11 protein-coding genes and 1 tRNA gene are annotated in these 14,574 nt (G+C 66.1%); 6 read left to right on the forward strand and 6 right to left on the reverse strand.

Annotated elements, in window-relative coordinates; all coding sequences use genetic code 11:
* Positions 1-35 precede the first annotated feature (35 nt).
* Positions 36-1,103 carry an AraC family transcriptional regulator gene (locus tag DWA33_RS02005; RefSeq protein ID WP_167443102.1) on the reverse strand — a complete coding sequence of 356 codons (1,068 nt, stop codon included), beginning with the start codon at positions 1,101-1,103 and terminating at the stop codon, positions 36-38.
* Positions 1,104-1,244: 141 nt separating this feature from the next.
* Between DWA33_RS02005 and DWA33_RS02010 the strand changes: the two genes are divergently transcribed.
* Positions 1,245-2,231 carry an NADPH:quinone oxidoreductase family protein gene (locus DWA33_RS02010; protein WP_114356438.1) on the forward strand — a complete coding sequence of 329 codons (987 nt, stop codon included), beginning with the start codon at positions 1,245-1,247 and terminating at the stop codon, positions 2,229-2,231.
* A gap of 156 nt (positions 2,232-2,387) precedes the next feature.
* Here DWA33_RS02010 and DWA33_RS02015 read toward each other — a convergent pair.
* A tRNA-Gly gene (locus DWA33_RS02015) sits at positions 2,388-2,461 on the reverse strand.
* Positions 2,462-2,677: 216 nt separating this feature from the next.
* On the opposite strand from DWA33_RS02015, the gene DWA33_RS02020 reads away from it, so the two are divergent.
* The 4 genes from DWA33_RS02020 (at position 2,678) to DWA33_RS02035 (ending at position 7,264) form a co-directional block, all read left to right on the forward strand.
* Positions 2,678-3,187, forward strand: coding sequence for a YciE/YciF ferroxidase family protein (locus DWA33_RS02020; RefSeq protein ID WP_114356439.1), 510 nt, complete (start codon positions 2,678-2,680; stop codon positions 3,185-3,187).
* A gap of 14 nt (positions 3,188-3,201) precedes the next feature.
* Positions 3,202-3,768 carry a DUF4142 domain-containing protein gene (locus DWA33_RS02025; protein ID WP_114356440.1) on the forward strand — a complete coding sequence of 189 codons (567 nt, stop codon included), beginning with the start codon at positions 3,202-3,204 and terminating at the stop codon, positions 3,766-3,768.
* Positions 3,769-4,061: 293 nt separating this feature from the next.
* Positions 4,062-6,263 carry a glycogen debranching protein GlgX gene (gene glgX / locus DWA33_RS02030; RefSeq protein ID WP_114356441.1) on the forward strand — a complete coding sequence of 734 codons (2,202 nt, stop codon included), beginning with the start codon at positions 4,062-4,064 and terminating at the stop codon, positions 6,261-6,263.
* 155 nt (positions 6,264-6,418) lie between these two features.
* Complete coding sequence (locus DWA33_RS02035) at positions 6,419-7,264, forward strand: transglutaminase-like domain-containing protein (protein WP_114356442.1); 846 nt, start codon at positions 6,419-6,421, stop codon at positions 7,262-7,264.
* Positions 7,265-7,675: 411 nt separating this feature from the next.
* On the opposite strand, the gene DWA33_RS02045 is transcribed toward DWA33_RS02035, so the two are convergent.
* The 3 genes from DWA33_RS02045 to DWA33_RS02055 form a co-directional block, all read right to left on the reverse strand.
* A complete protein-coding gene (locus tag DWA33_RS02045; protein ID WP_114356583.1) occupies positions 7,676-7,888 on the reverse strand; it encodes a hypothetical protein in 213 nt (70 codons plus the stop codon).
* 109 nt (positions 7,889-7,997) lie between these two features.
* A complete protein-coding gene (locus tag DWA33_RS02050) occupies positions 7,998-10,025 on the reverse strand; it encodes a methyl-accepting chemotaxis protein (RefSeq protein ID WP_114356443.1) in 2,028 nt (675 codons plus the stop codon).
* Positions 10,026-10,203: 178 nt separating this feature from the next.
* Positions 10,204-11,394 carry a S1C family serine protease gene (locus DWA33_RS02055; RefSeq protein WP_114356444.1) on the reverse strand — a complete coding sequence of 397 codons (1,191 nt, stop codon included), beginning with the start codon at positions 11,392-11,394 and terminating at the stop codon, positions 10,204-10,206.
* 346 nt (positions 11,395-11,740) lie between these two features.
* On the opposite strand from DWA33_RS02055, the gene DWA33_RS02060 reads away from it, so the two are divergent.
* Positions 11,741-12,415: a site-2 protease family protein gene (locus DWA33_RS02060; RefSeq protein WP_114356584.1), complete on the forward strand. Its 675-nt coding sequence runs from the start codon at positions 11,741-11,743 to the stop codon at positions 12,413-12,415.
* Positions 12,416-12,482: 67 nt separating this feature from the next.
* On the opposite strand, the gene DWA33_RS02065 is transcribed toward DWA33_RS02060, so the two are convergent.
* Positions 12,483-14,354, reverse strand: a complete 1,872-nt coding sequence (locus DWA33_RS02065; RefSeq protein ID WP_244601175.1) for a chloride channel protein — start codon at positions 14,352-14,354, stop codon at positions 12,483-12,485.
* Positions 14,355-14,574 lie beyond the last annotated feature (220 nt).

Raw genomic sequence — 14,574 nt, forward strand, 5'->3', positions numbered from 1 at the left:
GAATGACCGTGCGCGCCATTTCGGTTGGCGGAATCCTACGCCGTCCCGGAGGCCTGTGCGGAGCGGTCGCGAAATTCGCCGGGTGCCAGCCCGGTCCAACGCCGGAACGCGCGGTGGAAGGTGCTGAGTTCGGAAAAGCCGAGCGACAGCGCGATCTCCTCCAGCGACAGCCGCGATTTCTTCAGCATGTGGGTGGCCACATCGCGCCGCACCTGATCCTTGATCTCCTGAAACCCGACCTGCTGTTCGTCGAGCAGGCGACGCCGCAGCGTCTGCGGCGACATTGCCAGCATGGCGGCGACGTCTTCCAGCGACAGCGGTCGCTTCAGATTGCGGCGCAGGAGACCGCGGACGCGTTCGGCGACGCTGGCGTCGTCGCGATAGCGCACCAGCAGCGCGCTCGGCATCGAGGCGAGGAACCGCCGCAACCGCTGTTCATCGGGCATGATCGGCAGATCGAGCAGTTCGGCGTCGAACCTGATCTCGGTGCGCGGCTGATCGAACAGCATCGGCACCTGGTACACCGGCTCGAGTTCGGAGCTGAACGCCTCCTCCGGGAACACGTAGTGCACCGTGATCAGCGGCAGCCGGCGGCCGACCAGCCAGCACATCAAACCGTAGGTGAACATCAGGATCGCACCGTTCACCATGCGGCGGCGCTTCGGCTGCCCGATCGTGTCAGTAACGTAGACCGAGGCATCGTGCTCGCCTTCGGCGAGCCGCACGACGAAATCGTCGACCGCCAGATGATAGAACTGGCAGCCGATCCGGATCGCTTCGCGCAGATTGGCGCAGTGGATCAGCAGCCGGCACATCATCCGGAAGGTGCCGGGCTTGATCGGTCGGCTGCCGAGCAGCCACATCTCGTCGCGCGTTACCCGTGTCAGGGTGGCGATCATCCGCGCGAATTGCTCCTGCGGCAGCCGCGCGCCCGGCTCGTCGAGCTGGTCAGCGGCGATCCCGGCGCGCGCCAGCAATTTGTCGATATCGTATCCCGCCTCGCGCACCCCGCTGAGGATCAGCCCGACATAGCCGGTATCGATCGCAGAGCGGGATGTGGCGCCACGAAGGGTTCGGCGCGGGCGTTTGGCAATGTGCGGCATGGCCGGCATGTTAGCGACCCGCCCGCACGGCCGCCAGCGCCGAACTGGAGCCGACGGCCAACGCAAACGGGCGATCCGGTCATTGCATCACCGGTGGCGGAGATAGATGCCGGGGTGGTGAGCCATCAAGGAGGCGGAGCCATGCGCGCGTTGCTGAGTTGCGAGCCGGGAGGCCCGGACAGCCTGAAACTGCTTGACGTCGCCGAGCCGGTCGCGGGCCCCCGCCAAGTGGTGATCGCGGTGAAGGCGTGTGGCGTCAACTATCCGGATCTTTTGACCATCCAGGACCTGTATCAGGTCAAGACTGCACGGCCGTTCGCGCCGGGCGCGGAGATCGCCGGCGTGGTGACCTCGCTCGGAGCTGAAGTTGACGAATTCGCGGTCGGCGACCGCGTCGCGGCGCGGATCGGCACCGGCGGCATGGCCGAAGCCGTCGCCGTCGACGTCGGGCGCTGTGCTCCGATTGCGGACGGGATGTCGTTCGTCGACGCCGCGGTGATGCAGTTCACCTTCGAAACCGCGCTGTACGCGCTGCGCAACCGCGCAGGGTTGCAGCCGGGTGAAACCGCGCTGATCCTCGGCGGCGGTGGCGGCGTCGGCATCGCCGCGGTGCAGGTCGCGCGCAATCTCGGCGCAACGGTGATCGCGGCGGCCTCCTCCGAGGAGAAGCTGGCCTTCGCCCGCTCCCACGGCGCCACCGGTGGTGTGCTGTATCCGACCGACACCCCGCAGGACCGCAAGGCGGTCGGACAGCGCTTCAAGGAGGCGGTCGGCGGCGGAGCCGACGTGGTGATCGATCCGGTGGGCGGCTGGCTGACGGACCCGGCGATTCGCTGCATCGCCGATGGCGGCCGCTACGTCGTGCTCGGCTTCACTGCCGGCATTCCGTCGCTGCCGCTCAATCTCCCGCTGCTGAAGAACTGCGACGTGCTCGGCGTCAATTGGCGGACCTTCACGCTGACCCAGCCGGAGGCGCTCCGCGACAACAAGAGCCAGCTCGAGCGTTGGTACGCCGAAGGCCTGCTGTCGTCCGGCATCACCGCAGAATTCGCGCTTGCCGACGGCGGTCGTGCGATCCAGCGCCTCGCCGAGCGCAGCGCCGTCGGCAAAGTGGTGGTGGTGATGTGACGAAGCCCGGCAGCGTGAGCTGACCCGAGCATCCATCCAGATGCCGCGAGAGATTCGGCAGGCTGAGGCCCGCGCGGCTTGCCTGATGGCGATCGGCTCACGATCCGAGGGCCACTCATCGCCACCCGGCTACGGACCCTAACCCATTGAAATCGCTGGAGCGGGTGAAGGGAATCGAACCCTCGTATTCAGCTTGGAAGGCTGCTGCTCTACCATTGAGCTACACCCGCAATGCAGCCCCCGTAACACGTTAGGCGCGGCCTCTCAACTCCTCTCGCTGGCGCACCGCAACTTCGTGGCCCCACCGCCCGCCCTCCGCCGGCTGCTCGGCGCCCGCCCTTTCAGCCGCCACCTCCACGCGCGCTTCAGCGCCGGCGGAACAGAATCGGTTGTCCCTGGTTTTCCGGTCCAGCCGCAGGAGGCGGATGATTGGAGCGGAGGCGACGATGGGATTCTTCAGCAAGGACATTCAGACGATGGAGGACCTGCTGCTGCACGGCCTCCGCGACATCTATTACGCCGAGCAGCAGATCACCAAGGCGCTGCCGAAGATGATCGAGCAGGCCACCAATCGCGACCTGTCGCAGGGCCTGAAGGCGCATCTGGAAGAGACGCAGAAGCAGATCGAGCGGCTCGATCAGGTGTTCAAGAAGCTCGGCGAGAAGCCGTCGGGGATCAACTGCCCGGCGATCGACGGCCTGATCAAGGAAGCCGACGAAACTGCCGGCGAGATCGCCGACAAGACCGTGCTCGACGCCGCCATCGTGGCGAACGCGCAGGCGGTCGAGCACTACGAGATCGCCCGCTACGGCACGCTGATCGCCTGGGCCGAGGAGCTCGGTCACGACGACATCGTGCGCTTCCTGACCACCAATCTCAACGAGGAAAAGGCGGCCAACACCAAGCTCAACACCGTGGCGCTCCGCAAGGGCGTCAACCGCAAAGCCGCAAGCTGAAAGGAAACCACATCATGAACCGTACCGCACTCGTTCTCGGCTGCCTGCTGATCGCAAGCCCGGCGCTGGCGCAATCGGTCACCGAGAAAACCGGTATCAACTCGGTGCTCGGAGTCTCGCCGTCCACCGCGGATTTCGTCAAGCAGGTTGCGATCAGCGACATGTTCGAGATCCAGTCGAACCAGCTCGCCGAACGTAAGGGCAACGCCGCCGAGCAGGCGTTCGCCAAGCAGATGATCACGGACCACACCAAGACTTCGAGCGAGCTGAAGTCGCTGGTCTCGGACGGCAAGGTCAAGGCCGAGCTTCCGACCGCGCTGGATTCGGCCCACCAGGACAAGCTCGACAAGCTGAAGAACGCCAACGGCGCCGAGTTCAGCGAGACCTTCGACGAGCAGCAGGTCGAGGCCCACGAAAACGCGGTGTCGCTGTTCGAACGCTACGCCAAGGGCGGCGACAACGACGCGCTGAAAAACTGGGCCGGCACCACGCTGCCGAAGCTGCAACACCATCTGCAGATGGCCAAGCAGCTGGAGCGTGATCGCACCAACACCACCTCGCAGTCCAAGTCGGCCAAGTAACGGACGCGAAGCGACGTTCTGCGGCCCGGCCGGATCATCGTGCCGGGCCGTCACCGCCGTGTCTTTCACCTCGGTGTAGAACGGCGGCACGATTGACCGGCCCCCGCGGGGCCCGACCTGATCAAGATGGACGGGCACCGACCTCCGGACCGATGGGAACCGGATTCCGGCTTCCCGCATTGTCGGTAAAGACCGTATGGGGGACTTAAATCAATGACGACTAGATCGGCGTGTTTCCTGTTCGGGCGCGCCCGCCGCGCTCGCCCCGCCCCTCTCGCGGCGGAGGGCGGTCGATGACCGACGTCACCGAAACCCTCGCGCCGCCGGCGGAGACCACCGCCGAGCCCAAGGCCCCGGCCAAGCCGCAGCCGGCACCCTATCAGGTCGTGAACGACTCCTCGACCGTGCGCGAAGGCCTGCCGTTTCCGCTCGGTGCCTGCTGGGACCGCAATGGCACCAACTTCGCGTTGTTCTCGGCGAACGCCACCAAGGTCGAGGTCTGCCTGTTCGACGGCGACACCGAGCGCCGCATCGAGCTCCCCGAATACACCGACGAGGTGTTTCACGGTTACATCCCGGACGTCGGTCCCGGCACTTTCTATGGCTATCGCGTCTACGGCCCGTACGAGCCGGAGAACGGACACCGCTTCAATCCGAACAAGCTGCTGCTCGATCCCTACGCGCGAGCCCATGCCGGCTCGCTGACCTGGGATCCGGCCGTGTTCGGCTACGTGATGGAGAGCGGTGACGACACCACCTTCGACGAGCGCGACAGCGCCCGGTTCGTTCCGAAATGCGTGGTGGTCGATCCGGACTTCGACTGGAGGGGCGAGCCGGGCCGCAAATTCGTGCCGTGGGACCAGACCATCGTCTACGAGACCCACGTCAAGGGCTTCACGAAGCTGCATCCGGAGGTGCCCGAGGATCTGCGCGGCACCTATGCGGGCTTCGGCACCAAGCCCGTGGTCGACTACATTTCCTCGCTCGGCATCACCGCCGTCGAACTGCTTCCGATCCACACCTTCGTCAACGACAGCTATCTGCTCGACAAGAACCTGGTGAATTATTGGGGCTACAACACCATCGGGTTCTTCGCCCCCGATCCCCGCTACGCCGCCGACGTGCCCAACAGCCTGCGCGAGTTCAAGGAGATGGTGGCGCGGCTGCACGACGCCGGGCTCGCCGTGATTCTGGACGTGGTCTACAACCACACCGCCGAAGGCAACGAGCTCGGGCCGACGCTGTCGTTCAAGGGTATCGACAACGCCAGCTACTATCGGCTGCTGCCGGAGCAGAAGCGCTACTACATCAACGACACCGGCACCGGCAACACCGTCAACCTGTCGCATCCGCGTGTGATCCAGATGGTCACCGACAGCCTGCGCTACTGGGCCGGCGAGATGCACATCGACGGCTTCCGTTTCGATCTCGGCACCATCCTGGCGCGCGAGCATTACGGCTTCGACGAGCAGAGCGGGTTCCTGAAATCGGTGATGCAGGATCCGCTGCTGAGCTCGGTCAAGCTGATCGCCGAACCTTGGGACTGCGGCCCGGGCGGCTATCAGGTCGGCGGCTTCCCGCCCGGCTGGGCGGAGTGGAACGACAAATTCCGGGACACCGTGCGCGACTATTGGCGCGGCGAAGCGTCGGCTGCCGCGCTGGCACCGCGGCTGTCGGCCTCCGGCGATGTGTTCAACCGCCAGGGCCGCCGTGCCTGGGCGAGCGTGAACTTCATCACCGCGCACGACGGCTTCACGCTGAACGACTGGGCGAGCTACAACGACAAGCACAACGAGGCCAACGGCGAAGACAATCGCGACGGCCATTCCGACAACCGTTCCTGGAACTGCGGCGCGGAAGGTCCCACCGACGACGAAACGATCCTCGACTTGCGCGAACGCCAGAAGCGCAACATGCTGGCGACGCTGCTGCTCGCCCAAGGCACGCCGATGCTGCTCGCGGGCGACGAGTTCGGCCGGACCCAGAACGGCAACAACAACGCCTACTGCCAAGACAATGAAATCTCCTGGGTGCATTGGGATCACGATGAAGCCGCGCAGCAACTGCGCGCCTTCACACAGCGGCTGATCGAACTGCGCCGGACCACTCCGACGCTGCGACGCAGCCGGTTCCTCACCGGGCAATACGACGAGGCCCTCGACGTTCGCGACGTCACCTGGATCAACGCCAATGGCGGCGAGATGCAGCAGGAGCATTGGGACGACTCCAATGTCAAATGCTTCGGCATGCTGCTCGACGGCCGCGCCCAGACCACCGGCATCCGCCGGCACGGCGAGGACGCCACCGTGCTGCTGGTGCTCAACAGCTTCGATGGTGTGGTCGAGTTCACCCTGCCGGAGGTTCCGCACGGTTCGCAATGGTCGCTGCTGATCGATACCAATCTGTCCGACGGCGCTCCGGGGGAACAGTTCGCCTGCGGGGAGGTGTACCAGGTGACCGCGCGATCCATGCTGCTGTTCGGGCTCAGCGACTAGACCGTGGCACGCCGTCCCTATCTGACGGCGTGCTGCCACTAATTTGCGCAACCGTTTCCGCAACTTACCGGGAACACCAGCTTCGTTCCGCGATTGAGAACCCAGCAGGGCCGCTTGCGATCGGCCCTTTCTCGATCAGCAACGGAGCTTTTCAGGTGATCATTCGCGCGGGGTACAACATCGCTTTCCACTGCTTCCAGGAAACGCCGATCAATCTGCTGCTCAGCGTGCATCCGTCGCGGGCCCGGCATGTGATCGGCGAGCACGTCATCAAGTTTGCACCGGAGTTGCCCGCGCGCGACTTCACCGACATGTTCGGCAATGTCTGCACCCGGATCGTCGCGCCGCCCGGCCGGATCGATATCAGCAACGACTTCCTGATCGAGGATTCCGGCCTGCCCGACGAGGTCGCCCCCGGCGCCCGCCAGATCCCGGTGGCCGAGCTGCCGGACGAGGTGATGGTGTATCTGCTCGGCAGCCGCTATTGCGACACCGACAAGCTGTCGAACCTCGCCTGGTCGCTGTTCGGCGGCATCAGTTCCGGCTGGGAACGGGTGCAGGCGATCGTCGACTACGTCCACGATCGCATCACCTTCGGCTATCAGTTCGCCCGCAACGATCGCACCGCCTCGGAAGGTCACGCCGAGCAGATCGGCGTTTGTCGCGATTTCGCGCATCTTGCGGTCGCGCTGTGCCGCTGCATGAACATTCCGGCGCGGTACTGCACCGGTTATCTCGGCGATATCGGCGTGCCGGTAGACCCGGCGCCGATGGATTTCTCCGCGTGGTTCGAAGTCTATCTCGACGGCCGCTGGTATACCTTCGACGCGCGCCACAACACGCCGCGGATCGGCCGCATCGTCATCGCCCGCGGCCGCGACGCCGCCGATGTGGCGATCTCCACCTCGTTCGGCGTCACCAACCTGCTGAACTTCGAAGTGATCACTCACGAGGTGACCGACCAGACCGCTGCTGCGACACCGCTGTCGAAGGTGGCGTAAGACCGTTACGGATAAGTCAATCGTCATTGCGAGCGGAGCGAAGCAATCCAGCCCCCGGCACGAACATCTGGATTGCTTCGTCGCTTCGCTCCCGGCAATGGCGCGGGGCTCGCCATCCCCTCGACAGCGGCAATTCTCCGAGAGCGGTTCATCGTTTGATGAAACCATCCGACCTTTCCGAAGGCACTGTGTCCTCATCCTGAGGAGCGCGGCGAAGCCGGGCGTCTCGAAGGATGAGGCAACGCATTCCCTGCGTCACATGGTTCGAGACGGCGCTACGCGCCTCCTCACCATGAGGTTGTGCGTGTGGCAGGCGGTGCGGATCAGCTCTGATTCGATGAAAAGAAGAACTTCTCTAACGAAAAAGCGGCCGGGCTGGCACCCGACCGCTCGCGACCGAGACGGAAACGTTCAGTTGGTGATGACGCCGAGATTGGTCTCCGAGCCCTCATTGCCCGGCACGGTAATCCGGACCTCGTGGCCGAACTTGATGGCGTTGGAAGCCGCGGCGCAGGCCGCTTCGAACGCCGCTTCCTTGCTGGCATATTCGCCGGTCGGATCGTCGTCGTGACGGATCCCCCACCGGTCATCGCTGCCGATGATGTCGTAGTAGGCCTTACCCATGCACACCTCCATTTCCTTGCGATAATGGCGGCGGCTGGCGATGGTTCCTTGACGACGCGCGGCGGAAGCAGCTCCGCCGCCACGTCGTCGGCCGCTCCGTGGCGGGCAATCAGGCGGCGCGGACGCTGTTGAGAAAGCGTGCGACCTCGACCTTCAACCGGTTGCTGTCTTCCGACAGCGAGCGGGCGGCTGACAGCACCTCCGACGACGCCGAGCCGGTCTCGGTGGCGCCACGCTGAACGTCGGCGATATTGACCGAGACCTGCTGGGTGCCTTGTGCGGCCTGCTGCACGTTGCGGGATATCTCCTGCGTCGCCGCGCCCTGCTCCTCCACCGCCGCCGCAATGGTCGACGCGATCTCGGACATCCGGCCGATCGTCTCGCCGATTGCCCTGATCGCCGACACCGACTGTCCGGTCGCCGCCTGAATTGCGTCGATCTGCTGGGTAATCTCGTCGGTGGCCTTGGCGGTCTGGTCGGCCAGCGCCTTCACTTCCGCCGCCACCACCGCAAAGCCGCGCCCGGCCTCGCCGGCGCGCGCAGCCTCGATCGTGGCGTTGAGCGCAAGCAGATTGGTCTGGCCCGCAACGCTGTTGATCAACTCGACAACGTCTCCGATCCGCGCCGCCGCCTTGGCCAGATCCTCGACCCGGTCGTTGGTTTGCTGCGCCTGCTCCACGGCATCGTGCGCCATCCGCGCCGATTCCTGGACCTGCCGGCTGATTTCGTTGACCGACGAGGTCATCTCCTCGGTCGCCGAGGCGACCGACTGGACGTTGGTGGAGGCCTCCTCCGAGGCCGAGGCGACCATGGTCGCCAGTTCCTCCGAACGCTCGGCGGTGCCGGTCAGCGAGGTGGCCGAACTCTCCAGCTCCGTCGACGCGGTCGACACCGTCTCGACGATCTCGCCGATCGCGCTTTCGAACTCGTCGGCGAGTTTGATCATGTCCTGCTTGCGCTGCCGCGCGATTGCCTCGTCCTGGGCGATCCGCGCCTCGGCTTCGTCGCGAGCCTTGCGTTCGGCGTTGGCCTGGATCACGCGGACGGTTTTGCCGATGTCGCCGATCTCGTCGCCGCGCTCGGCGCCGGCGATGGTGACGTCGAGTTTGCCGGATGCGATCCGCCCGAGCGCGTCGTTCAACCGGGTCAGCGGACGCGCCACACCGAGGAACGAGAACACCGCCGAACCGATCAGCACCAGGATGATGGCCGAGCCGAACATCAGGTTCAGCGTGTTCGACGAAGCGATCTCGGCGGCGGCCTTGGCCTTCGCTTCCGCAACGGCCCGCTCGCTCTGTTCCACCGAGTCCCGCAGCAGTTTCGCCGCCTTGTTAGCGATCGGCACGGTGCGATCGCGGCTGATGCTGTTCTTGAGCTTGTCGGCAGCGATCGCCTCGTCGGTGAGCACGAGATAGCGCTTCACCATCTGTTCGAGTTCGGCGAGCCCCGGCTTGATCTTGGAGTCGGCAACGGCGGCGGCGTTCTTCAACGCCTTGATGGTCGCCGCAGTGTTGTTGTCGAGCTTGCTCTTGTAGTCCTTGTCGTCGACGACGAAGAACTGCCATCCCACCGCTTGAATGCCGTCGAACGCGCCGTCAGCTTCCCGGAGGCTCGCTTCGAGGGCGACGCTGTCAGGCAGACCGTCGGCGGGTACCAAGGCGCTCGCGGCTGCGAGCTTGGCATCCCATTCGGCCGATAGCGCGACGCGCTTGGCATTGGCCTCGAGGACACGCTTCTGCTGCTCGGCCTGTTCGTCTGCGCCGACCGCATAGTCGGCGGTCATCTGCTTGATCTGGCCGAACAGCTCTTTATCCTTCGGTTCGGTGGCGAGCGCCAGCACCGCATCGATCAGTTTCGCCTGCGCCGTCTTGGCCGCATCGAACTCCTTGCGCCGGGTGTCGAATTCCTTGGTCGAGCGCGCCAGCCGGACGCCGCGCACCGCGAGCTGCATGTTGCGCATCTCGGATTCCGCGATCAGCGCGTGCTCGGAAATCTGGGCCTGAACGTCGGCGCGCTGGCTGGACGCCTGGATCGCCGAGGCCGTGAGCCGCTGGTTCACCGCCATCGCAACCGCCAGCACAATGCCGACGAGGCCGGCGACTGCGAGCTTGTTGCCAATTCGGTTGAATTTATTCATGGGATCCCCCTTAGCGTCGAAAGGGGTATCACCGGGGATTGTTGAGTAGGTTAACAATGGAACCGGTACGACTACGAGGTTCGTCTAGCCCCCGTGGAAGTGATGACACCGGACAGATCGGACCCGTTGCCTTGGCTGGGGGTCCGATCGGATAGATTCGGCTCGTCCTCCTAAAGAACTACGTGCGCCGCTGTTGCGAAATGTCGGTGACCTTGACCGTCACCGTGCGACTTCGGCCGTCACGCTCGATCGTCAGCTTGACGTCGCGGCCGATGCCGGCGTCTTCCAGCGCCGCGGCGAGATCCGACATGCCGTGGACCGGCTTGCCGTCCGCTGCCGTGATGACGTCGCGGACGTAGCCGTCATTGGTCGCGCCTTCGAGGCCGGCGCGGGCCGCCGGCGAATCCGGCAGGGTCCGCAGGATCACCACGCCGTCGATGCCGAGCTGTGCGGTCTCGTTCTCGCGCGCCGCAATGATGCCGATGCCGGGCACCGGCACCGTGCCGCTGGTGATCAGGGCGGTCACGACGCGATTGACCGCATCGACCGGAATCGCAAAGCCGATCCCGGCCGACGCGCCGGAGCCGGAGATGATCGCGGTGTTGATCCCGATCAGCCGGCCTGCGCTGTCGAGCAGCGGACCGCCGGAATTGCCGGGATTGATCGCGGCATCAGTCTGGATCACGCCGCGGACCTCGTGTGCCGCCGCCGTCGGCAGCCGGCGCCGCAGCGCGCTGACGATCCCGGTGGTGAGCGTCTGTTCGAGCCCATAGGGGTTGCCGATCGCGAAAGCCGCCTGGCCGACCTGGAGGTCCTCCGAGCTGCCGATCGCGATCGGGCGCAGCGCCGTCTGCGGCCGTTCGAGCTGCAACACCGCGAGGTCGTAATTCGGTGCCTGGCCGACCACGCGCGCGGTGACGAACTCACCCGAGGCCATTCGAACACCGAGCTGGCTGGCGTTCTGAACCACATGGTTGTTGGTGACGACGTGGCCGGCGGCGTCCCAGATCACGCCCGAGCCGGACTGCACCGGCGCCTCCTGCTGCGCGAAGAAAGGCGATACCCGCTGCGCGGCCTGCGCGAACACGTGCACCACCGAGGGCGACACCTGCTTGAACAGCTCGACGGTGGCTTTCTCCGCCGGCGCCAGGTCACCACGCGCGGTGACGGTCCGCGGACCGGTGGCGGAAAACCACAGCGCGCTGAGATAAGGCTGTGCCACCCAGAAGGTCGCCAGCAGCAACAGCCAAATGATCGCGATCCGCAGCAGCCGGTCCGTACCCCGAGCCCGCTGCAGCTGCGCCTGCCGAAGCCGGGGATCGGGATCCGGACCGGGAGGGACCGACGAACGGGGTGGGAGCGACGTCATGGCGGGCATAATCCTCTGCGCAAAACCGACCTCGAACCAGCAGCAGCGGTCTCGGGTTCCATCGGCTCCGCCAACCGCTAATGCACGACGTTCCCACCGGTTCCATCGGCGGCAAGTAGGCATCCGCCAGGCGCCGCGCCAGATCCGGCACGGGCGGCGGCCGGCGCCCGCCGTTAACGTTTGGTTAGCCCAGCGCCCGCCACAGACGCCACTGCATGACATCTCGTCCATGATGGCCGAAGCCGCCGCCTCGCCGCTGGCGCCGCGCCGGACCGGCTTCTATATCTCGGCTGTTCCCCTCCCGGATCCTCGGCCGACCGATCGATCCCAGCGCGAGTCGATCGACATGACAGGTTCGTTGTCCAACATGATGCTGGTGGTTTCGGTCTGGGCGCTGCCGCTCCTGATCGCGATCACCTTCCACGAGGCCGCGCACGCTTATGTTGCGGAGCTCTGCGGCGACAGCACCGCCTGGATGCTCGGCCGGGTCAGTTTCAATCCGATCAAGCATATCGATCCGTTCGGCACGGTGCTGCTGCCGCTGTTGCTGCTGCTGGTCCAGTCGCCGTTCCTGTTCGGCTATGCCAAGCCAGTGCCGGTGAATTTCCGCAATCTGCGCAATCCACGCCGGGATATGGTGCTGGTCGCGGCCGCCGGCCCGGGGATCAATCTGGTGCTGGCGGCGCTCGCCGGCCTGGCGTTCCACGTCGTCGGCTATGTGCCCGGCGAGGCCGGCCAATGGCTGGCGCAGAACCTGGTCAACGCGCTGCTGATCAATGTGCTGCTGGCGATCTTCAATCTGCTGCCGATCCCGCCGCTCGACGGCGGCCGCATCGCCGTCGGTATCCTGCCGCGCGTGCTGGCGCGCCCGCTCGACCGGCTGGAGCCATACGGCATGGTGATCCTGCTCGGGCTGATCTTCATCCTGCCGCTGGCCGGCATCGGCGTCGCGACGCAGTTCATCGCGCAATCGAGCCGGTTCGTGGTCCAGGCGATCCTGCACCTCACTGGCAACGCCTGACCCCGCCGCTCGCGCGGTCCGCGGCGCCCCGCTGGAAAAGTCTGGTGCCGGACAAATGGTACCCGGCTCAGCCGTAGGGCCGCACGCTCTCGGCGACCGAGTCGGCGACGTGCTCCTTGGTGATCACGCCGACCACCTGCGACGCACGCGGACGGCCGTCGCTGTCGACGACGATCGCCATCGACGCTTGCCGGCGGGTCATGCGGGCGACGATGTCGAACACTACGTCGCCGCGGCGCGCGATCGTGAACTTCTGCGCCAGATCGCCGAGCGTGACACCTGAATACGCCGGCGCGCTGCTGCGGCGGAATCCGGTGTTGATCCGGGCCGCCCCCACGATCAGATCGCTGCGCGTCACCACGACATGGGCCAGCCCCTGCGGAAGATCGTCGCGCCGCAGGAAGTCGTCGAGCGGCGTCGTGGCTGCGACCACGATCGGATTGCGATCCATCACCTCGTGCGCGTGGCGGACCAGGAACATATTGGCGTGGTGCGCCTTCGGGATCGCATGGCCGCGGCCGACCAGCTTGATGGTGTAGATGTTCTCGCGGCTGAGCAGGCGGCGCACGCCGATCGCCAACGCCACCGCGACGATCACCGGCATCACCAGATCGTAGTCGCGGGTCATCTCGAAGATCATCGTCACCGCGGTCATCGCCGCGCCAGTGGCGCCGCCGACCATCGCCGCCATGCCGACGATCCCAGCGGTCGCGACCGTCAGGCCCGGCGCGGGATCGACCAGCGCCACCGCCGCGCCGAACGCGCCGCCGAGCGTCGCGCCCATGAACAGCGACGGCGAGAAGATGCCGCCCGAGGCACCGGCGCCGAGGCTGACCGAGGTGGCGGCGAGCTTGCAGATGAACAACAGCGCCAGCAGCCCGGGCAGCATCAACCCGCCGGTCATGATCGCCTGGATCGTCGCATAGCCGACGCCGTCGACGTAGTATTGGCCGAAATTGCGCATCAGCACGTAGAGCAGGACGCCGACCATCAGCATGCCGACGATGTTTCGCAGGTAGGTGTTCCTGATTTTCTCGAACAGCGTTTCGGCCGCCGACAGGCCGCGGATGAAGGCGGTCGCCGCCAGCCCCATCAGGGCGCCGAGCAGCGCGAACCACAGCAGCGACGTCAGCGGCGTCGGCTGGTCCGCCAGCAGCAGATCCTGCGGCAGCGCGAAGGCAGGCGCCAGGCCGAGGAACAGCCGGCCGATGAAGGTCGCCGTACCGGTCGCCAGCGCGACGGGCAGGAAGGTGCGCGCGCTGATTTCAGGCAGCATCAGCTCGATCGCGAACATCACCCCGCCGATCGGGGTGTTGAAGGTCGCGGCGATGCCGGCTCCGGCGCCGGCCGCGACCAGCGTGATCCGCTGCCATGGCGCCAGGGCGATGAGCTGGCCGAGCGAGGAGCCGAGCGACGCGCCGATCTGGATGATCGGCCCCTCGCGGCCGACCGCCGCGCCGGTGCCGATCGAAATCGCCGAGGCCAGCGATTTCACCGCGGCGACCTGCGGCCGGATCTTGCCCTCGCGATAGAAGATCGCGTCCATCACCTCCGGCACGCCGTGGCCACGCGCTTCGGGCGCGAAGTTGTTGACCAGCCAGACCACCACCAGACCGCCGATCACCGGCACCAGGATGATCAACGCCCCCCAAGGCGAAGCCGGGGTGAATTCGTTGGCGTCGTAATAGGTCGAAAAAGCGCCGAGAAACGCCGCGTTGTGGATCAGCGCAATCAAGGCCCGAAACGCGATCGCGCCAAAGCCGGTGATGACGCCCACCACGACTGCGAGCAGGCAGAGTCGAAACAACCCGATCCGGCGCGGCCACATCACGGCCGCGAACCGCCGCCGGCTCCAGGGACGGCGCGACGGCCGCGCGTGCGGCGGGTCCAGCCGACCGTTCGCCGGCGCTGCGCCGGCTCCTGCTTCGTCCGCGGTCATGACCGATCAAACCTGCGCCTGAACGCCATCGCCTGGTTCATCGTCGCCCTTCCGGCCCGCTGACCGCGGCTTCGCGGCGGGCGCTGTATGGTGGTGTCGAATGAGCGCCGGCAAAGCGGGCGGCTCGCGTGCGGCCGCAGGCGGCGACCTCCGCGATCCTTCTACTCCGCAACATCTTGGGAAATTGCAGCGAGACGTCCGAACGGACCGCGGAGCCGCA

Origin of the sequence: Rhodopseudomonas pentothenatexigens, assembly GCF_900218015.1 — a bacterium.
GTDB lineage: Bacteria > Pseudomonadota > Alphaproteobacteria > Rhizobiales > Xanthobacteraceae > Rhodopseudomonas > Rhodopseudomonas pentothenatexigens.